Origin of the sequence: Clostridium subterminale (assembly GCF_039521425.1) — a bacterium.
Classification (GTDB): Bacteria; Bacillota; Clostridia; order Clostridiales; family Clostridiaceae; genus Clostridium_J; species Clostridium_J subterminale.
The window spans coordinates 241,806-263,049 of the sequence record NZ_BAAACI010000002.1 but is presented as its reverse complement, the minus strand read 5'-3'; the positions used below and the strand labels follow the sequence as shown (position 1 = coordinate 263,049).

The 21,244-nt window shown below is 28.5% G+C and carries 21 protein-coding genes; 16 read left to right on the top strand and 5 right to left on the bottom strand.

The annotated features are described in order from the left end of the window. Nucleotides 1–84: 84 nt before the first annotated feature. From ABDZ93_RS07140 to ABDZ93_RS07095, 10 genes are all read left to right on the top strand, one after another. Complete coding sequence (locus ABDZ93_RS07140) at nucleotides 85–240, top strand: cell wall-binding repeat-containing protein (protein WP_343825020.1); 156 nt, start codon at nucleotides 85–87, stop codon at nucleotides 238–240. Further along, entirely contained in the window at nucleotides 216–458 is a 243-nt protein-coding gene (locus ABDZ93_RS07135; protein WP_343825018.1) for a hypothetical protein, read from the top strand. The genes ABDZ93_RS07140 and ABDZ93_RS07135 overlap by 25 nt, the downstream gene beginning before the upstream one ends. 243 nt (nucleotides 459–701) lie before the next feature. Further along, entirely contained in the window at nucleotides 702–845 is a 144-nt protein-coding gene (locus tag ABDZ93_RS07130) for a hypothetical protein (RefSeq protein ID WP_343825016.1), read from the top strand. A gap of 12 nt (nucleotides 846–857) precedes the next feature. Further along, nucleotides 858–2,048: a D-alanyl-lipoteichoic acid biosynthesis protein DltD gene (gene dltD / locus ABDZ93_RS07125; protein WP_343825014.1), complete on the top strand. Its 1,191-nt coding sequence runs from the start codon at nucleotides 858–860 to the stop codon at nucleotides 2,046–2,048. A gap of 41 nt (nucleotides 2,049–2,089) precedes the next feature. Beyond that, nucleotides 2,090–3,607: a D-alanine--poly(phosphoribitol) ligase subunit DltA gene (dltA, locus tag ABDZ93_RS07120; protein ID WP_343825012.1), complete on the top strand. Its 1,518-nt coding sequence runs from the start codon at nucleotides 2,090–2,092 to the stop codon at nucleotides 3,605–3,607. Then, a complete protein-coding gene (gene dltB / locus ABDZ93_RS07115) occupies nucleotides 3,607–4,767 on the top strand; it encodes a D-alanyl-lipoteichoic acid biosynthesis protein DltB (protein ID WP_343825139.1) in 1,161 nt (386 codons plus the stop codon). Before dltA ends, dltB begins: the two co-directional genes overlap by 1 nt. Before the next feature lie 87 nt (nucleotides 4,768–4,854). Further along, on the top strand, nucleotides 4,855–5,085 hold the full coding sequence (gene dltC, locus ABDZ93_RS07110; protein WP_343825010.1) for a D-alanine--poly(phosphoribitol) ligase subunit DltC: 231 nt from the start codon (nucleotides 4,855–4,857) through the stop codon (nucleotides 5,083–5,085). Between the two features lie 227 nt (nucleotides 5,086–5,312). Further along, on the top strand, nucleotides 5,313–6,053 hold the full coding sequence (locus ABDZ93_RS07105) for an N-acetyltransferase (RefSeq protein WP_343825008.1): 741 nt from the start codon (nucleotides 5,313–5,315) through the stop codon (nucleotides 6,051–6,053). Nucleotides 6,054–6,067: 14 nt separating this feature from the next. Then, entirely contained in the window at nucleotides 6,068–7,558 is a 1,491-nt protein-coding gene (locus ABDZ93_RS07100; RefSeq protein WP_343825006.1) for a lipopolysaccharide biosynthesis protein, read from the top strand. A 122-nt stretch (nucleotides 7,559–7,680) separates the two neighbouring features. Further along, the gene (locus ABDZ93_RS07095) at nucleotides 7,681–9,414 is read left to right on the top strand and encodes a phospho-sugar mutase (protein ID WP_343825004.1); all 1,734 of its coding nucleotides are present in this window, start codon (nucleotides 7,681–7,683) and stop codon (nucleotides 9,412–9,414) included. A 43-nt stretch (nucleotides 9,415–9,457) separates the two neighbouring features. On the opposite strand, the gene ABDZ93_RS07090 is transcribed toward ABDZ93_RS07095, so the two are convergent. From ABDZ93_RS07090 to ABDZ93_RS07080, 3 genes are all read right to left on the bottom strand, one after another. Continuing rightward, nucleotides 9,458–10,408: an LCP family protein gene (locus ABDZ93_RS07090; RefSeq protein ID WP_343825002.1), complete on the bottom strand. Its 951-nt coding sequence runs from the start codon at nucleotides 10,406–10,408 to the stop codon at nucleotides 9,458–9,460. A gap of 23 nt (nucleotides 10,409–10,431) precedes the next feature. Further along, nucleotides 10,432–11,721 carry an LCP family protein gene (locus ABDZ93_RS07085; RefSeq protein ID WP_343825001.1) on the bottom strand — a complete coding sequence of 430 codons (1,290 nt, stop codon included), beginning with the start codon at nucleotides 11,719–11,721 and terminating at the stop codon, nucleotides 10,432–10,434. A 167-nt stretch (nucleotides 11,722–11,888) separates the two neighbouring features. Further along, complete coding sequence (locus ABDZ93_RS07080; RefSeq protein ID WP_343824999.1) at nucleotides 11,889–13,016, bottom strand: LCP family protein; 1,128 nt, start codon at nucleotides 13,014–13,016, stop codon at nucleotides 11,889–11,891. A 264-nt stretch (nucleotides 13,017–13,280) separates the two neighbouring features. Between ABDZ93_RS07080 and ABDZ93_RS07075 the strand changes: the two genes are divergently transcribed. Continuing rightward, on the top strand, nucleotides 13,281–14,348 hold the full coding sequence (locus ABDZ93_RS07075) for a mannose-1-phosphate guanylyltransferase (RefSeq protein ID WP_343824997.1): 1,068 nt from the start codon (nucleotides 13,281–13,283) through the stop codon (nucleotides 14,346–14,348). A gap of 184 nt (nucleotides 14,349–14,532) precedes the next feature. On the opposite strand, the gene ABDZ93_RS07070 is transcribed toward ABDZ93_RS07075, so the two are convergent. Further along, on the bottom strand, nucleotides 14,533–15,666 hold the full coding sequence (locus ABDZ93_RS07070) for a glycosyltransferase family 4 protein (RefSeq protein WP_343824996.1): 1,134 nt from the start codon (nucleotides 15,664–15,666) through the stop codon (nucleotides 14,533–14,535). 136 nt (nucleotides 15,667–15,802) lie between these two features. Between ABDZ93_RS07070 and ABDZ93_RS07065 the strand changes: the two genes are divergently transcribed. The 4 genes from ABDZ93_RS07065 to ABDZ93_RS07050 are packed head-to-tail and all read left to right on the top strand — an operon-like array spanning nucleotide 15,803 to nucleotide 18,877. Continuing rightward, nucleotides 15,803–16,816, top strand: coding sequence for a CotS family spore coat protein (locus ABDZ93_RS07065; protein WP_343824995.1), 1,014 nt, complete (start codon nucleotides 15,803–15,805; stop codon nucleotides 16,814–16,816). Nucleotides 16,817–16,828: 12 nt separating this feature from the next. Further along, the gene (locus ABDZ93_RS07060) at nucleotides 16,829–17,047 is read left to right on the top strand and encodes a hypothetical protein (RefSeq protein ID WP_343824993.1); all 219 of its coding nucleotides are present in this window, start codon (nucleotides 16,829–16,831) and stop codon (nucleotides 17,045–17,047) included. A gap of 10 nt (nucleotides 17,048–17,057) precedes the next feature. Then, on the top strand, nucleotides 17,058–17,822 hold the full coding sequence (locus ABDZ93_RS07055) for a hypothetical protein (RefSeq protein ID WP_343824991.1): 765 nt from the start codon (nucleotides 17,058–17,060) through the stop codon (nucleotides 17,820–17,822). Nucleotides 17,823–17,839: 17 nt separating this feature from the next. Beyond that, the gene (locus ABDZ93_RS07050; protein ID WP_343824989.1) at nucleotides 17,840–18,877 is read left to right on the top strand and encodes a CotS family spore coat protein; all 1,038 of its coding nucleotides are present in this window, start codon (nucleotides 17,840–17,842) and stop codon (nucleotides 18,875–18,877) included. 50 nt (nucleotides 18,878–18,927) lie between these two features. On the opposite strand, the gene ABDZ93_RS07045 is transcribed toward ABDZ93_RS07050, so the two are convergent. After that, on the bottom strand, nucleotides 18,928–20,049 hold the full coding sequence (locus ABDZ93_RS07045) for a glycosyltransferase family 4 protein (RefSeq protein WP_343824987.1): 1,122 nt from the start codon (nucleotides 20,047–20,049) through the stop codon (nucleotides 18,928–18,930). 119 nt (nucleotides 20,050–20,168) lie between these two features. On the opposite strand from ABDZ93_RS07045, the gene ABDZ93_RS07040 reads away from it, so the two are divergent. Then, nucleotides 20,169–21,170 (top strand): CotS family spore coat protein, encoded by a 1,002-nt coding sequence (locus ABDZ93_RS07040; RefSeq protein WP_343824985.1) that lies wholly within the window; start codon nucleotides 20,169–20,171, stop codon nucleotides 21,168–21,170. Nucleotides 21,171–21,244 lie beyond the last annotated feature (74 nt).

Below are 21,244 nucleotides of genomic sequence, written 5' to 3'. Positions count from 1 at the left end.
TATTGATACTTGGAGAAAATTGGCGTAAGAAAATATTGTTCAAAGATATTAGGTAGCTTATTTATATTCTTAATATTAAATATTATGAATGCATATGGAAAAAATATGGACTATATTTGTGGTTCTGATAGATACGAAACAGCATCTATTATTGCATCGAAAATGCAATATTCAGCTGCTATTTTAGTAAATGGAAAGTCATTAGCAGAATTATCATGGGTTGTAGATTTTCAGATATAGAAGACAAAATTTCGGGAATTTCAAGAAGCAACTTAATAGAAAGTGTTGCTGACGATGATGAAGAAAGAGAAAAGGTTCTTAATGCGTGTAGAGAGTATGAATTAAATAATAAAGATATGGTAAGAGAAGGGATAGGATATAAATCAGTAAGAGGATTATTTATAAGCCTAACATCTAATCCCAAAGTACCGTCATATCTTCATGAATCTGGAATATAGTTAAAAGTTGGCTTAAGATGTTTAGTCTTAGGCCAATTTTTACATTGTCAATAAAGTTCATAAAATATTATTACAAAAGTTTATAAGATACTACAATGTGTTGATTATATTGTACATATTGTAGTAAAATACTAAGTATGTAAAATTATTTAAATGAATTACATAAACATATTGCTTATAATTCTTGATTTAAAATATAATTTTATATACTCGTATAAAAAAGGAAATTAGGTGATAAATAATATGAAGAAATTTTTTGTTAAGTATAAATTAAAGAAAAATGAAGTTATAACAATAATTATATTAACTTTATTCTTAATTAGTGCGTATTTACTTTATGTACTTCAAGAAGCTAAGGAAATACCGTTTATTTACAATCAGTTTTAGTAGGAGGAAGTTATGAAAAAATCATTTATTATAGTTATACCAATAATAATAACTACAATATTTATTTCTATATTTAATTTAGTAATCAATAGAGAAATTGATCAACTAAAGAATGATAAAGATTTATCAGAAATCAAACATGCATATGGGGGAAGCATTAAACAGAAGGGAACTAAATTTAGGGATATATCAATAGAAAGTGATGATTTATTGTTATTAGGATCATCAGAACTTAGTAGTGAGGTTCCACAAAATCCTAGAAATTTATTCCCATTTAGTGGGGCTAATTATGATATCAGTACATTTGGAGTGGCAAACATACAAAGTTTTCAACATGCTACAGGATTAGGAAGCATTCAAGAATATCCTAAAGATTCTAAACTAGCATTTTTAGTATCCTTACAATGGTTTACGCAAGAGGGTGGGATAGGAAGTGAGAAATTTTTATCAGGATTTTCTGATATTCAATTTTATAAATTTTTAAATAACCCTAAGATTTCAAAAGAGAATAAGAGATATCTTGCCAAAAGAGTTACTGAATTACTTGGAGATTCAGATATATTTAAAGAGGAAAAATTATATGCACAGCTATTTTTACAAGAAACTATTATTGATAAAATGTTATACTATATGTCGTTGCCATATTTTAAATTTAAAGAGAATTTATTAGAGACTAGGTATAATTTAGATTTGCTTAGAGAACTTAAGAAATTACCTAACAAAAATTATGAAGAGAAGATTAATAATATAGATTTTGAAGAACAATATGCCATTGCAGAAAAACAAGGAAGAGATTCTGTGACAAATAATAAATTTTATGTAGATGATAATTACTATGATAAATACTTAAAAGAAAAAGTCAATGAATTGGATGGAATCTCTGGGAATATAAATCTTGAAAATTCTGTAGAATTTAATGATTTTAATTTCTTTTTAAATTTGTGTGATGACTTAAATATAAAGCCTTATGTCATTCTAGTAGGTGTAAATGGATGGTATTATGATTACACTGGTATAACAGAAAAGAAAAGAAATGAGTTCTATAATAAACTAGAAAACATAGCATTAGAAAAAAAATTTGATGTATTGGATCTAAGTGAGTATGAATACGAAAAGTATTATTTAAGTGATGTTATGCATCTAGGATGGAAGGGTTGGCTAAATGTATCGGAAGAAATAAGTAAATATTTTAATGAGAGATAAAATTTAGATTATTACAAGTGTACATTAACATGGAGGAAGTTATGGATATATTAAGAAATATTAAAAAATATGCTGAAGAAAATAAAGTTGCAGCTATTGTAGAAAATAAAATTTTAACATATAGAGAGCTAGAGAGGAAATCAAATAGTTTAGCTAGCTATATATTGGACAAGAATAAAAATGATAGAACACCTATAGTCATATATGGCAATAAGGAAAATGATATTCTAATAGCTATGATAGCAGCTTTAAAATCAGGACGAGCATATATTCCAATAGATATAACATTTCCAGAAGATAGAATAAATAAAATTCTACAAGAAGTAAATCCAAAAGTAATTATCAATTGTACTAGAGAGAATGTAGACATTATTCCATATAGTATATCTTACATAGAGCTGGAAAAAATATATGAATCATATAATATAGAAGGAATTGAAGAGAGATTTTGGGTAAAAGGTGATGATAATTGTTATATTTTATTTACATCAGGGAGTACGGGACAACCTAAAGGCGTACAAATAAGTAAGGATAATATTGACTCATTTGAGAAATGGTTTTCTAAATTTCTGAATGTTGGTAATGATAATAATGCGATACTTAACCAGCCTTCGTATTCATTTGACTTATCTGTTATGCCTGTATATTTAGGATTAACTAATGGTAAAATCCTATTTAGTTTATCTCATAAAACACTTGAAGATACTAAAGATACATTTGAAGAACTAAAAAAATCTAATATGCAATTATGGATTTCTACTCCAGCATTTGCCACATTATGTGTGCAAGATGATACTTTTACACACAATTTAATGCCTAATTTGAAGACTATGTATTTTATAGGGGAAGTATTGCCACCGACATTAGTTGATGAGTTAAGACTAAGATTTCCTAATGTAAGGATAATAAATAGTTATGGTCCAACTGAAGCAACTGTGGCAGTGACAGGAATAGATATAACAGATGAAATCTTGCATGAAAACAAGGAGCTGCCTATAGGAAATGTCATGGAGGGTGTTCATATAAAAATAGTTAATGAAGATGGAATTGAAGTAGAAAATGGTGAAAAAGGAGAAATTGTAATAATAGGCAAAAGTGTAAGTAAAGGATACTATAAAAATGATGATATAACTAATAAAGTGTTTTTCTATAAAGATATGGATGGAGAGATTCTTAGAGGATACAAATCGGGAGACATAGGATACTTTAAAGATGATATCTTATATTTTAGTGGGAGAAAGGATTTCCAAATAAAACTTAATGGGTTTAGGATAGAACTTGAGGATATAGAGAACAACATAAGAAAAATAGATAATATTAAAAATGTAGTTGTATTGCCATGTTACAAGGAAGGTAAAATAGCTCATTTAGTTGCGTTCGTTACTTTAAAAACTAATAATGAACTAAGTCCATTAAAGAATACATTACTGATAAAGAGCGAGCTTAAAAAGTATATACCAAAGTATATGATTCCACGAAATATTAAGGTAATAAGTGAGTTTCCTTTAAATGCTAATGGGAAAATAGATAGAAAAAGACTTATGGAGGAAATAAAATGATAAAATTAACACAGTATGGAGATTATTTCTATCTGTATATACTATTATTATCACTTATTCCAGCTATAGTCTTGGGTATAAAGGGCAAAAATATAAAACCCTATGGTATATTATTATCCATATTTATGGTAGGAGTGATTATAGGGTTAAAGTCAGTAGGAATTGTATTATTTATAATGTTTTTACTAGGAGAAATTATATTAATCAATTCATACTTAGAGATACGTGATAGAACAGATAATAAATTTATATATTACTTAGCACTATTTTTATCAATGTTACCCTTAATAATAACAAAGATATCAGCCAAATCTAGCTTTGGGCCTATAGGATTTATTGGATTATCTTATTTGAACTTTAAGGCTATACAGATAATTATAGAAATATATGATGGAACTATAAAAGAAATTAAGTTTTCTACTTTAGTATATTTCATCATATTTTTCCCAACATTAAGTTCAGGTCCCATTGATAGGTATAGAAGGTTTGAAGAAAATCTAAATACTAAAATAGAGAAAGAGGATTATATAAATAATTATCTATTTGAAGGATTAAAAAAAATAATAAAGGGAATAGGATATAAGTTTGTAATAGCATATATTATAAACACCCTATGGATGAGTAAAATCCCTACAGATATAACATTCTTGAATAGTTTGAATTATATGTATGCTTACAGTTTATATTTATTCTTTGATTTTGCAGGATATAGCTCTTTTGCTGTAGGTACAAGCTATATTATTGGTATTAAAACACCAGAGAATTTCAATAAACCATTTCTTAGTAAAGATATGAAAGAATTTTGGACAAGATGGCATATTTCTCTTTCAAGATGGTTTGGAGATTATCTATACTCTAGGATTCTTTTAAATTCTATGAGAAAGAAAAGATTTAAAGATAGATTTAGGGCATCTCATTTTGCTCAAATGATAACTATGCTTACAATGGGAGTTTGGCATGGATTAGAAGTATTCTATATAATATATGGAATATATCAAGGTAGTGTTTTGGTACTTACAGATATAGTGCAGAGAAAATCTAAGTTTTATAAAAAACATAAAAAAGAGAAATGGTTTCAAAGAGTTCAGGTTTTAATTAATTTCCATGTAGCTTGTTTTGGATTATTGTTATTCTCAGGGTATTTATTTACTCATAAATAAAGATAAAAATTTAATAGTATTGATAAATATATAATATATAGAATGTATAATGAAATTAGATAAATTAAGTTTTAGGAGGAAAGTCAAATGAAAGAAAAAGTATTAGATATATTTGAAGAAGTAACTGGAACTGATGAAATAAGAGAGGATTTAGACTTAGATTTATTTGAGGCTGGATTATTAGATTCATTAGGAATTATAGAAGTGTTACTAAAAATAGAAGAGGTATTTGGCCTTAAGCTTCAACCAACAGATTTAGAAAGAAAAGATATGGCTACTACTAATAATTTAATTGCTTTTTTAAGTAGCAGAATATAAAATTAAATTTTAGTATAATTATTAAAGTTTGGTAAAAAGAGAATGCTAGAACCCTAAAATAGCATTCTCTTTTTATTTTTATAGAAGATATGTACTAAATAGGATATAATATATCTAGTAGAAATTAGTAAAGAATAGACTACAGAATAGGTTATATATGAAAGTTTATAACAAATAAAATAATATAAATATATAATCAATTAAAAGAGAAAAAGGAAGTGTAACATATGAATTATATATCAGAAAAGGCTAATATAGGTAACAATGTGAAGGTTGGAAGATTCACGGTTATTGAAGATAATGTTGTTATAGGAGATAATTGCATTATTGGTCATAATGTAGTTATACATGAGGATACTATAATAAGAGATAATGTTAGAATAGATGACAATACGGTTATAGGTAAAACTCCAATGAGAGGAGTAAATAGTATATTTAAAGATGAAGAAAAGCTACCAAACTGTACTATAGGAGAAGGATGTTTAATTGGAGCTACAACCATAATATATAGGGGTGCGGTAATAGGAAATAAAACATTAATTGCAGATATGGCAACTATAAGAGAAAATGTAACTATAGGAGAAAAAACCGTTATAGGTAGAGGCTCAACAGTAGAAAACTTCTGTACAGTAGGTTCAAATTGTAAAATTCAAACTAACGTATATTTAACTGCATACTCGACTGTAGAAGATTATGTATTTATAGCACCTTGTGTTGTAACTTCAAATGATAACTATGCAGCTAGATCAAAAGAGAGATTTGGAAAGTTCAAAGGTATTACTATAAAAAATGGTGGTAGACTAGGAGCTGGGGCTGTAGTACTTCCTGGCAAAGTTGTAGGAGAAGAGGGATTTGCAGCCGCAGGATCTTTAGTAACAAAGGATGTACCTGCTAGAAAAGTAGTAATTGGAAGTCCAGCAAAGGTTTTAAAAGATGTACCAGAAGATCAACTTCTAGAGAATCAGTAGGCAGGTATAAATATATGAGTAATTTAAATTCGAAATCAGATGCATCAGGTCGTAACTCCTTATTTAGAAAGTTTTTATCCTTTTCTGTAGGAAACTGGGTAGTTTTAGTAATAGGATTTATATCAACACCTCTTATAACAAGAATAATAAGTCCAACGGAGTATGGTAAGTTTGGATTTTTAAACATATATGTTAATATATTTATGTTAGTTATAACCTGTGGACTAGATCAATCTTATGTTAGATTTTTTTATGAGGAAGGAGAACAAAATAGAAATAGATTATTATTTGAAAGTATAAAGATTCCGCTTATATTAAATATAATAGTAGCATGTATAATTATTATATTTAAAGTGCCGATATCAAAGTATATAATATCTGAGTATGATTTAAGTTTTATAGTATTACTTATATTAAATATAGTTTTATCATCTATAAGTAGGTTTTCTCTTTTAACAGTAAGAATGAAGCAAAAGGGTAGACTATATTCTATGCTTCAAGTAATGCAGAAAGTTACTTATCTTATGTCTATAGGATTATTTTTCATGATATATAATAATAACTTTTTAACCCTTGCCTACGCAACTTTAATGTCAAATATAGTACTAGTTGTTGTATCCATATTTACTGAAAGAGATAGTTGGAACTTTAGAGACATTAAAGGTAAAAAACTTAAAAATTCTCAAATTGATATTTTAAAATATGGTATACCATTAGTTTTTACAGCGTTAGTTACTTGGTTATTTCAATCAGCCGATAGAATGGCGATTAAAGCTTATTATGGAGGCGAAATAGGACTCTATCAAGCAGGAATCTATACTTCAGCTAATAGCATAATAGCTATATTAAATATATTACAGTCATCATTTGCAACCTTTTGGCTACCAGTAGCTTTTGAAAAGTATGAAAAAAATCCAGAAGATACAAAGTTTTTTACAAACATCAATGATATAGTAAGTTTTCTAATGTTTGGAGTAGGAATTGGTTTAATATTATTTAAAGATGTAATTGTATTGCTCTTAGGAGAAAAGTATAGAGTTGCATCTTACATAATGCCATTTTTAGTATTTATGCCAGTACTATATACTATGTCAGAGGTATCTGTTGGAGGGATAAATTTCAAAAAGAAGCCTAAGTACCATATAATAATAGCATCTTTAGCTTGCTTATTTAATGTTATAGGTAATATTATTTTAGTGCCGATTTTAGGATCAAAAGGAGCAGCTATTTCTACAGGACTTGCATATATTGTATTTTACTATGCAAGAACCTTAATATCTATGAAACTCTATAAAGTAGATTATCATTTAGGTAGGACTACAGTAGCAATAGCTGCCATGTTAGTTCTTGCTCTACATTCAAGTTTTAGAGAGTTTTCAATGATTACAGTAATCATTGGAGCTATAGTTATAGTAATAGGTTTATTCTTATATAGAGACACTATTAAGAGTATGCTAGATATGATATTTAAAGCTAAGGGTATTAAAAATATTGAACAAAAATAATACACAGATATACAAATATATAAATAATTTATCCTAATAATATTTATAGTAATAAATATAACTACTGCATTTTAATAAATCAATGTAATTTAAGAAAAGTGTAATTAATAGGAGGGATAAAATTGGATTATAGAAATAAGTATGAGTTATGGATTAACTCACCAGAAATTGATGAGGAAACTAAAGCTGAGTTAAAAAGCATTGCTGATGAAACTGATCTAGAAGATAGATTCTATAAAGATTTAGAATTTGGAACAGGAGGACTAAGGGGAATAATTGGAGCTGGCAGCAACAGATTAAATATATATACTGTAGGGAAAGCGACACAAGGTTTTGCTAATTACTTAAAGGATAGATATACTTCTCCTAAGGTTGCTATAGCTTATGATTCTCGCCACATGTCTAAAGAGTTTTCAGGGTATGCTGCTAGAGTTTTAGCTGCAAATAATATAGAAGTCTATTTATATGATAAGCTTACACCTACACCAATGCTTTCTTATGCAGTAAGAGAATTAAAGTGTCAAGGTGGTATAGTATTAACAGCTTCTCATAATCCTAAAGAGTATAATGGATATAAGGTTTATGGAGAAGATGGATGTCAAGTTACAGATGCATCAGCTAATGAGATTATAAGTTTTGTAAACAAAGTTGATTCCTTTAGTCAAGTTAAGGTAATGGATATTAAAGTAGCTTTGGATAAAAAGCTAGTTAATTATATAGGAGAAGAAATATACACTTCATATATAAATAGAGTAAAGGAGCTTACTATAAGAAAAGATTTAGCAAAAAATCATGGAAAAGATCTTAAAATAATATATACACCTATTCATGGTACTGGAAATATTCCTGTAAGAAGAGTGCTAGATGAACTTTCTTATAAAAATGTAGAGGTGGTTAAGGAACAAGAACTACCTGATGGAGATTTTCCAACAGCACCATATCCAAATCCAGAGGACAGTAAAGTATTTAAGTTAGCTTTAGAAATGGCTAAGGATTTTGAACCTGATATAATTCTTGGTACAGACCCAGATTGTGATAGAATAGGTGCTGTAGTAAAGGATAATAAAGGCGAGTATAGAGTTCTTACTGGTAATCAAGTAGGTGTATTATTAACTCATTATATAATATCATCCTTAAAGGAAATAGGAAATTTAGATACTAAGGGGACTATAATTAAAACTATAGTTTCTACAGATATGATAAAACCTATATGCAAGGAGTTTAATGTACAGGTTAAAGAAGTTCTAACTGGGTTTAAGTATATAGGAGAACTAATTAGAAGCTTTGAAGAAGCTCCAGATAATAATGAATTTCTATTAGGATTTGAAGAAAGCTACGGGTATTTAGCAGGGAACTTCGTTAGAGATAAGGATGCAGTTATAGCAGCAACTTTAATATGCGAAATGACTCTTTATTATAAGTCTATAGGTAAAACTTTATATGAAGGATTATTGGATTTATATGAAAAATATGGATACTATAAAGAGAAGTTAATATCTGTAGAGTTAAAAGGAAAAGAAGGTCAAGAGAAAATCAAAGAGATAATTGAGTATTTTAGAAGTGAAGATATAAGAAGTTTTGACGACTATAAGGTTTCTATTAAAGAAGATTATAAATTAAGTTGTAGAACTAATATAGAAAATTGCAGTAGGGAAGATATAAACTTACCAAAGTCCAATGTTATTAAATTTATTTTCTGCAATGGATGCTATTTTGTAGTAAGACCTTCAGGAACAGAGCCTAAAATGAAAATATATTTAGGAGTAAATGGTGAAAATAATGAAAACTCAGATAAAAATTTACATCATTTAGAAGAAGCTGTTCTAAATAGTATAAAAGAGTTTCTACCAAAGTAAAAGTAAGAGCTACATTGATTAAAATCAATATAGCTCTTACTTTTTATTTAGGCATTATATCTTCATAGATATATTTTTGTATTTGTTCTTTTGTAATTTCTTCATCAAAGGTAGTATAGTATATACCGTCTATTTGCTCACCTTTACTATTTTCTGAAAGAGGAAACCTTAGTTGTTCTATATTGGTAATTCCAGAGCTCAATACCTTAGTTCCGAGACTTAAAACTTCAGAAGTTGAAAGGCTAGTTTGAACATGAGGTAATATATCATTAACCATTGAAGGCAATTTAAGGATGCCTACAGTAGATACTTTATTAAATATTTCTGTAAGTAAAATTCTTTGTCTTTCAGTTCTACTATCATCGCCACCACTATTTTTTCTTATTCTAGAGTATGCTAATGCTTGAGTGCCATTTACATGTTGTCTACCAGAAGTTGAAATTACTCCGTTTAAATCAGCTAATTCAGAATCCTCTACAGTAATATCTATACCACCTATAATATCTATAATATCTTTAAGGTTGTTAAAATTAACTTTTGCATAGTCTGTAATATCTAAACCAAAGGTTTGATTAATAGTTTTTATAGCAAGTTCCTCTTGACCAAAGGCATAAGCGTGGTTTAATTTATCATAGCCATGACCTTCTATATTAACATAACTATCTCTTGATATAGAGGTTAGCTTTAATTTTTTATGAAGAGAATCAACTGTAGCAATTATTATTGCATCTGAACGTCCAACATCTCCATCAGTTTGATCAATACCAAATAAAGCTATATTTTTAATTTTAGAGGATGTGTTCTTAGAGTTATCTATTCCTAACTTTGAATCATCTAAACCAACATTATTTAGTTTACCAACCATAGATAGTAAATAGCTACCTAAAGCTGATAAGGAAAATATTAAAATAGTTGCTATTATAATAAGCACCTTTTTGCCAGTAGTTAATCCTTTAGATTTTTTTTTTGACTTTACTTTATTATCTTTATTCATAAAAACTTCCTCCTATTAAGGCTTTAGGGCTGAACGGTTCCCTCGGTAGGTGGTATATCTTTAACTTCAGTTTTACTATCATTATTATTAGGATTTTCTTGGTTAGATTTATCAGAGGAACTATCTACATCATTAGTGTTACTTTTAATAGTATTGTTGTTGTTATTTGGAGTGGAAACCTCTGTTTCAACATTGGTATTAGGAGTTGTAGTTTCAGTATTTATATCCTGATAATCTGAAACTACATTACCATGAGAGTGTTCAGCATCGTGATTATATACCTTCTGGTTAGGCTCTAGCCACATTTTTCTATCATTAAAAATATACTCGTGAATTTGTTGCTCTGTATAATCCTCATCATAGCATAAGTAGAATACACCATTAATATCAGAGTTTTTAGAGTAGTCATCTCTAGGGAATCTTTCTTGTTCTATATTTTTAGTTCCTAAGTTAAGTACATTTGCTGCTAGATTAATTATTTCTTTATTAGATAAACTTGTTTCTACATAAGGCAATAGCTTTGTTGCCATAGAAGCGAGCTCTGCAGTACCGGCATTAGAGATTTTATTAAACATTTCAGTCATAATCTTACGGTGTCTTTCAGTTCTATCAAAGTCACCATTATCAGTACTTCTAATTCGGCAGTAACCTAAGGTTTGAAAACCATCCAAGTGAACTTTACCTGATTCGCTTTTTACTAAACGATTTGTTGGAAGGTTTAAAGCTTTAGAAACTCTTACTATGTAATCATTAACTTCTACAATTTCTTTATCGGATAGTTCTATATCTATACCACCAATTGCATCTACAAGTCCTTCAAGTTCTTCAAAATTAATTTTCACATAATCTTTAATGTTAAGTCCAAAATTTTGATTTAAAGTTTTTATTGAAAGTTGAGGACCACCATAGGCAAAGGCATGGTTGATTTTATCTTTACCATTTTCAGGTATGTCTACATAGGTATCTCTCATTATAGATGTAATCTTTAATTTTTTATGAACAGGGTCAAAGGTTGCTATCATAAGAGCATCTGAACGACCTACATCATTTTCAGCTTCATCTACACCTAAAATTGCTATGTTTAATATATCTTTAATTTCACTAGTTTGTACCTTTTCTGCAACATCTTTCTTAATACCTAAATCGCTTTCATCAATTTTTGATCTTTTCATTTTTGAAAGTAGATTATTTCCATAAAAAAGTCCAGCACTAAGTATAAGTATAAGTATAAGTACAGCAATACAGGAAATAATTATCTTTTTCTTTCGGGATTTTTTTCTTTTATTTGATTTTTTACCATTTAAATCTTCCAATGTTATCACTTCCTAAAATTATTATTTTTCTAAAAGTAAGTTTAAAAATAAATATATTTATAAATATATTTATAAAGCAATATATACTTTATTATTATAATATTAGATATAATAATAAAGTATATGTTTTAACAATATTTACATAAATATTACAATATATTTATAAGTTAGTTATTGGGAGATTCATCTTTAGAAGAATTGCTATCATCTGAAGTTTCACTTTCCCATAGTTTACTATCTTTAAATAAATATTCATGAATCTCTTCTCTTGCTATATTTTCATCAAAAGTAAAATAAAAAATTTCATTAATCATAGAGTTTTCACTATATTCGTCTCTAGGAAATCTAGCTTGATCTAATTGTGCGTTATTCATAGATAGAACCTGAGTACCTAGAGATAATATTTCGGAGTTAGTTAAACTAGTTTCTACAAAAGGAAGAAGCTTATTCATTGTAACAGTTAGTTTACCAATACCAGAATTTGAAATGTTATTAAATATTTCATTCATTACTTTTCTTTGTCGTTCAGTTCTATCGAAGTCACCTCCTGAAGTTCCACGAATTCTTGTATATCCAAGAGCTTCATATCCTGTCATATGAACCTTGTCATTTTTTCCAAAGGAAACATGTTTTGGAGTTTTACCTGCAGCAGTGTATACAACATCTAGATATTTGTTTACATGTTCTAATTCAGTCTCAGACATTTCCATGTCAATTCCACCCATAGCATCAATAATACTTTCAAGTTTTGTAAAATCAACAGAAACATAATCAGTAATGTTAAGATCAAAATTCTTGTTTATAGTTCTTATGGACAGTTCAGGTCCCCCATAGGCATAGGCATGATTAAGCTTATCATATCCATAGTCAGGAATATTAACATAAGAATCTCTCATTAAAGAGGTAATTTTAATTTTATTATTAATGGGATCAAGAGTTCCAATCATTATGGCATCAGAACGTTGTATATCATCAACTTTCTCATCTAATCCGAAGAAAGCAATATTTACTACATTGTTATATTCTTTTGTATAAGTTTCGCTATTTTTAAATTTATCACTAATTTCTAAATTTTTATCGTCAATTGTAGTACGTTTAATTCTACCTAGAGTAGAATTAATACTTACTAAGAATACAATAAGTAATATAATTAATGATATTATTATAATAGATATAATTCTTCGTCGTTTACGCTGCTTTGCTCTTTTTTTCTTTAAGGCCTTTTTTTTAGCATCTATAGATTCGGTTTTATTGACAGTAGTTCTTCTATTAATAGAAGTTTTGTCATTACTCAAGATAAAATCACCCTTTCTAAGTATTTTCTATACTAGGTGTCAATTATATATTAACAACTATTGGAGATATATTGATTACAAAAGTATTACAACATTAAATTTATACAATAAAAACACGCTAATGATTAAAAACCAGTATATAAACTATTCTATAATTATACGATAAAATTTCTTATAATGGTATATTAAAAGAAGTTTTTTATTCTTCACAAATTTCTTTTAAATTTCATATTATGAAAATAAGCAATATAAAAGGTGATACTTGTGTTATACGCATTAATTTTGGCAGGAGGCAAAGGTACAAGACTGTATCCACTGTCTCGATCTAACAATCCTAAGCAGTTTTTGAAAGTTTTTAATGAAGATAGTTTTTTGACTAATACAGTTAAAAGGATAGAACCTTTAATAAATAAAGAAAATATATTTGTAGTTACGAATAAAGAATATCTTGATAAAATTCATGGAGAGTTATCTCAACTAAATAAAGAAAATATATTTATAGAGCCTAGTAATAAGGAGACTGCTACCTGCATAGGTCTTGCAGCAGCCAAGCTTTTAAAGCGTGATAAAGATGCTGTTATGGTAGTGTTACCATCAGATCATTATATAGAAGGAGAAAAGGCATTTTTAGATACATTGAGAAATGCAGTAGAGTTAGCAGAAAAAAGAAGAGGGCTTATAACTATAGGCATTGAGCCTAATAGGCCAGAAACAGGCTATGGATATATTGAAATGGGAGATCCAATAGTAAGCTCTATGAAAACTTATAGGGTGTCTAGATTTACAGAAAAACCCAATATAGATGTAGCTAAGGATTTTATTTTGAAAGGGACCTATCTATGGAATTCAGGGATGTTTATATGGAGAGCAGATGTATTTCTGAGAGAATTACAAAAGTACTTACCAAAGATGTATAGCTCCATCAGTGAAATTTATAAACATGTTGGAGAAGGTGATGAAGAAGAAGTTATAGAGAGTGAATATAAAATAATAGATGGCATCTCAGTTGACTTTGGAATAATGCAGAAAACTAGAAAAGGATATGTAATAAAAAGTGAATTTCAATGGGATGACATTGGAAGCTTCGCATCCCTAACCAGATTTTTAGATGAACGCAATGGCAATAGAATAGTTGGTTCTGCATACCTAAATTCCAGTGAGAACTGTGCTGTATTTGGACAGAAAAATCTAATTATAGGTTTTGGCATTAAAGACTTAGTTATTGTAGATGCCGGAGATGTTATTTTAGTAATGGATAAAAGCAAAGATCAGGAGTTAAAACATCTGCTTAATGAGATTAAGGAAGAAAAGGGCTTAGAAGAGTTCTTATAGTATGAAATAAAGCTTAGCTTTAGAGAGGAGTAATCTTTTACTGAAGCTAAGCGTACTAACAAATTTATTAAACTTTTCTTAAATATATAAAACCCTACTGTTAATAAGAACAGTAGGGTTTTATATATTTGAAGGAGGAGAAAAAAATATATTTAAAATAAAATTATATTATATAGGGTCTTGATTACCTTTCCTCTATAGCTCTCTTATATATTTCATTATATATATCTAAAGTTTTTCTAGCTGTATTTTCCCAAGAAAAATCTTTTGATCTTAACAGTGCAATTTTGCTAAATTCACTACGAAGAGTATCACTACCAAGCATAAGTTCCATGGCATTTAAAAGGGATTTATCACTATGTGGATCAATTAGAATTCCGCTATGTCCAACTACTTCTGGAATAGACGTTGTATTTGAAGAAATAACTGGAGTACCACAACTCATTGCTTCAAGTGGTGGTAGTCCAAATCCTTCATATGATGAAGGATATGCAAAGCATTCACAAGCATTGTAATAAATGGGCAAATCTTCATCAGGAGCAAAACCTGTAAATTTTATATATCTACTCATATTAAGTTTATCAACTAATTTTACAAGTTCTTGAGATTCATCTCTATAAGAACCTACAATTACTAAGTTATATTCCTTGTGCATATGCTTTACTAACTTACTAAAGGAGGTTATTAGAGAATATACATTTTTACGCTTGCTAAAGCCTCCAACATAAAGAATGAAAGGTTTATCTACTCCATATTTTTCTTCTATTATATTTCTACATTGCTCTTTATCTAAAGGCCTATACTTTTTATCAGCAGCTAGTGGAGTAACAAAGACTTTATTTTCGTCTATTGGAAAAAATCTAATGATGTCTTGTTTTGAATATTCAGATACTGTAATAATCCCGTTACTAGCTTCTGCGATAAAAGGCATCTCTTTTAAAAATTTAAGTAAATATCCCCTACCTACAGTTTCAGGCATTATGTAGGGAATTAAATCATGAATAGTAACTACTTTTTTACAATGAACTTCAGTAGCCAATCCTATACCATTTTGTGGAATATGATATAAATCTATATTCTCTCTTTTCAAGTCTTCTGGGAAAAAACTATCCTGGAAGAATCTTTGATATTTTTTTGAGCACATAACTAAATTTGTATTTTCCTTTTGATAACTTTCATAGTTTTCACCGGACCAATAAATTTGATAAGAGTTATTTCTATCTATGTTAAGTAAGTTTTTCAAAAGGTTTTCTGTATATGTTCCTATACCACTTCCGTTATACCAATTTATGCCTCTACCATCTATGGCTAACTTCATAAATTTCACTCCTTTTAAAACCATATATTACATATTAATCAGGGAATAAATAAGTGTTACAAATACTTGAAAACTAAACACACATTTATTCCAATTATCATATATTACCTATAGAAGGTTTATGGAGGAGGTTTTTTTGAAAAATTTAGAGATATCAGAAATATTGAAAAAAGAATATAACATTCTAGTAACTTCTATAGAAAAAATAAAAAGCGTTTATAGAGTAGAGGCAGGTAAACAGATATATTGTCTAAAAGTAGTAAAATATGAACTTCCACATTTTTTATTCATATTACGAACTATGAAACATCTAGATAGTAATGGATTTGAATATGTACCAAACATAATAAGAACAACAAGAGGAATGGATTATATAAAATTTGATGAGAGCTTTGCATATGTAACACTATGGCTTAATGGGAGGGAAAGTTCCTATGAAAATCCTATTGAACTTTCTATAGTCGCTAAAAAATTAGGTCAGCTTCATAAATGTAGTGAGGGATTTATAGTAAGCAAAGATATGAAACCTAGAGTGGGATGGTTTAAGTGGATAGAGGTATACAGGACAAGAAAGGGAGAAATATTGAGTTTCAAAAATTCAATAAATAGGAGGTCTAAAAAGACTGATGTTGACTTGTATTATTTAAGCATGATAGAAGAAGAGCTTCAAAGATGTGATAGAGCTATTAATAATCTTTGTGATACAAACTATGAAAATAAGATGCTTGATGAGATAAGATTAGGAGGTTTTTGTCATCACGATTATGCCAATCATAATGTATTAATAGGCAAGGATAATGAGGTTAATATCATTGATTTTGATTATTGTATTTTAGATACTCATTTACATGACTTATCTAGTCTATTAATTAGGGCAATGAAGTATGGAAGATGGAATGAAGAGAGAGCAAGGATTATATTAAAAGCTTACAAATCATCTCATAGATTAGAACAAGATGATATTAAAATCATGGCGGCTTTTATGGAGTTTCCTCAGGATTATTGGCAACGCGGAATTCAATATTATTGGGAGAAAAAAATGTGGGGAGAAGATTTCTTTTTAAGAAAGTTAAATGCATATGCCAATGACAGAGAAGAAAGACAGGAATTTATAAATAGCTTTAGGCAATTTAAGTTAGATAATCTTTAAGGAGGAGATTATGTGAGTAAGAATGAAAATAAGAATTATGATGAATATATGGAAAATATAGAAGAGATAAAGACCTTAGAGGATTATGATAAAAGATTAGAGGACATGGAAGCTTATGTTAAAGAGTTAAAAAAAATAAAAAAAAGGAAAAAGAAGATGATGGAGCTTGAAATGGAGAAAGAAGAAATACTAAAGAAGATAAATAAAGTAGAAAAAAATAAACGTAAGTAGAGGTGATAAAATGAATAGATTTTTTTATGATAGCTTCCAGCAATATTTAAGTACTAAGGGTGTTAAAAAAGTAAATTTTATGCTTAAAAGTAATGAGACGTTAAGTAGACGAATACTAGAGGAGAAGGTAATAGAACAGATTCATATTATAAATGAAGTCCATAAAGTATCTTGTGGTTTTAATGGATATTTGAGAAAAAGGATAAATAATCACACTTGTAAGCTTATTGAAGATGATAAAATTCAACTTAAAAAACTTAGACGTAGTTTAGAAAAAATTAAAGATAATGGGCCAATAGATAGAGTAGAAGAGATAGTTTTAGAAAGAGGAGATAAAATTTTAGCTAGAGGTGAGAAAGTCATTGATACCATAATGGATAATGGATATATGGAGCTAGTTGCAAGAAGTATGGATAATGTAGAGATATGTTTAACTAATGTAGATTTTGATAACTTAGGAAAAGGTGAAACTATAGAAATCGTAAATTTCGATGACATAGCATATAACATGGTAGAAATGGATTGCTATTATTTTTTAGTAAAGCTTAAGAGAAAGGGGTTTAAGGTGGATTTTAATAGGTGTATAGATGAGTTTTGCGAGTTAGAAGGGTTGGGAAAAAACAGTAAAATTTTCATTAGAGCACTTTTATCTTATCCTTATGAATTTATTAAGATATACGAGAAATATAAGAAGAATAAGAAAAATTGGAATGAAGAGGAGTATATAAGAAGGTTATTAAATGGTATTAAGGAGGATGAAATGTCTTTAATATAAGGAGGTGACTAAAGGCTATGGAAAATAGATTTTCTTATAAAGAATGGCTGAGTAAATACAACTTAGATATAAAATTTTTTAGCAGTTACGATTTTGTAGTAACAGATGTAATTCCATTAAGAAAGGTATTTATTCTGGTAACGGATAAGGGAAATAAAATATTAAAAAAAATAGATTATGCTAAAGAAGATTTATATTTTATAGTATATGGCATAGATTATGTAACTAGCAATGGATTTGATAGAATCATAAATTTTTATCGAAATAATATGGGACATATCACCACGGTGTGGAAAGAAAGTACCTATGTAGTTATGGATTTGATAGAAGGCAGAGAGTGTGAATACAATAATCCTTTGGATATTAATATAGCAGTTAGGAGTTTAGCAGAGATGCATAAAGCATCAAGGAAGATAGGATTTTCAGAAGAGTGTAACAGATTTAAGGGTTTTAAACTTATAGATAGTTATAAGGAAAAGCTTGAGGATTTAGAAAATATGAAGACTATGGCTTTAAGCTATAAGAATAAAAATGAGTTTCATGAAATATTTCTGACTCATGTAGATTACTTTCTTGAAAGAATGAAGAAGAGTATAGAAGTACTAGAAAATTCACCTTATATTGAGCTATGTAAGGATAAAGAAAACTTTATTCTTTGTCATCATGATTTAGCTTATCACAATATTTTAATAAAAGATAACAAAGGGTATTTTATAGATTTTGATTATTCCATAATAGATTTAAGAGTTCATGATATATGTAACTTTATAAATAAGACTACAAAGCATAGTTGCTATGATTTCAATGTATTTAAGCAAATTATTGAAGAATACAATTTGGAAACACCTATATCAAAGAAAGAATATGAAGTGTTATATGGAATGCTATTATTCCCAGAAGGGTTTTACTCTATATCGAGAGATTATTTTTATAGAAAAAAACTTTGGAAATATAATAGTTACTTGTATAAAATACAAAAAAAAGTGCAAGATATAGAAGAAAGACAAGATATGGTAGATAAATTCAATAATATTTATGGGTTGGCTACATCCTAGCCCCCCCTAGGATGTAGTATAAAAAGGAAGATACTTGATGTATCTTCCTTTTATAGTGAAGTTATTTTTTTGTAGCTATCTAGAGTTTGTATTGCTGTACTCTCCCAGGATAAGGAACTTACTTTCATAAAACCTTTATAAATTAAATCATTTCTCACCTTATTATCTAGTAGAGCTTTTAAAATACTTTCTGTAAGTTCTTCTATATCATAAGGAGAGCAAAGTAAAGCACTATCACCTAAAATTTCGGGGATAGAAGTTACATTGGATGCAACTACAGGAATACCACATGCCATAGCCTCTATAGGTGGAAGTCCAAAGCCTTCATAAAAGGAAGGATATACTAGAAGGGCTGCATTGTTGTATAGATAAGGCATATGTTCCATAGCTATAAATCCAGGAAATATAACTTTGTCAGCAATTTTTAATTTTTCACAAAGAGTCTTATAAATACTATAGGATTTTCCTTTAGTTCCTGCGATGACTAATTTTATTTCATTAGGTAATTTACTATGAATCTTACTAAAAGCCTCTATAAGACCAGAAATATTCTTTCTAGGACTGAACCCTCCTGTGTACAAAATATAATTTTTAGGCAAAGAGTAGTATTTTTTTATTATAGTACTGCATAGAATTTTATCAAGGGGTTTATATATATCTTCACTGGCTAAATAGGTAACATATATTTTTTCTCTAGGGAAATTAAAATCTTTTGAAATATCTTCCTTAGAAAAATTAGAGACAGTAATAATACCATCACATCTATTTACTATATTCTCCATGCAGCTGTTAAATAGGCTAAGGTATTTATCACCTACTGTTTCTGGCATATGTGCTGGAATTGTATCATGGAGAGTGATAACGAAAGGATGATTATGATCCAAAGGTAAGCCAATGCCATTTTGAGGTACATGATATATGTTTAAATCTTCATTATTTAAATTTATAGGAAGACTAACACTTTCCCAAAAATTATTAGCACTACTATTAGGAATAGGAGAAATTTTGAAATTAGAGTTAAAGTTTATGGGGATAGAATTACAATCACTGAAGAGGGTATATTTATTTAGGGAATCAACTTTATTAATAGCGTTTATAAGCTGATAGGCATAGGTTCCTATACCTGTACCTCTGTACCATTTGGCAGCTCTAATATCTATACCAATATTCATATCAATGCTCCTTTATAATAGGTATTATAATCTATACTATTCAGTTAAACTCAAATATGTTATGGACTATTCTAAATTATGACACTAATACATATAAATTATAGAGGGGGTGCGAAATTATGATGAGAGAGTTTGAAATTGAACGTCAATTTGATATTAAAATTGAAAGCATTAAACCTAATAAAGGTGTATATCAATTAAAAACCAATGAGGGTGTTAGGTGCTTAAAAAAAATAAGCTATGGTACTCAAAAATTATTCTTTGTATATGGAGCTAAAGAACATCTATACAATAATGGGTTTAAGAACATAGATAGATATTATCTTAATACAGAGGAAAAACCGTATGCTCTAGTAAATGAAGATATTTATACTTTATCACAATGGATAGATGGTAGAGAATGTGATTTTCATAGTGATGATGATTTAATATTGGCATCTAGGGCTTTAGCTAACTTTCATTTAGCGTCAAAGGGATATGAACCATCTGAAAACAGTAAATTAAAATCTGACTTAGGAAGATGGCCTCATTTAATGGAAAAAAGGATAAAGTCCTTTGATAAGATGAAGGAAATGGTTAGAAAGAAGAGAAATCATAAGACAGATTTTGATCTGAATTATATAAAATCTATGGATTATTATAAAGTTTTAGGACAAAAAGCTCTAGAGGTTTTAAATCAATCTAATTATTATAATATTTGTAGAATATCAGAAGAAGAAAAAAGTTTTTGCCATCATGACTTTACTTATCACAATATAATAATTGATGAAAAGAATGAAGTGAGCATAATAGATTTTGATTACTGTAAAAGAGAGGTTAGAACTTTCGATTTATCTAATTTTATGATTAAAGTTTTAAAGAGGCGTGAGTGGAACTTTGAGATAGCAAAGTTTATCATTGATAATTACAATGAAATATCTCCAATAGAAGATGATGAATATATGGTGCTATATGCATTTTTGATGTTTCCTCAAAGATATTGGAGAATATGTAATAGGTATTATTATAATGAAGTAAATTGGGTACAAAACACTTTTAATAAGAAAATAGAAGAGCTTATACAAGAGAGAGAAAAATTTGAGAATTTTATGAGGCAATTTAAAGAATTCTATAATATTTAAGGAAATTATCCTTGAGAAGATAAAAAAGTTGTGGAATATATGATATACCACAACTTTTTATCTTTAAATTAAAT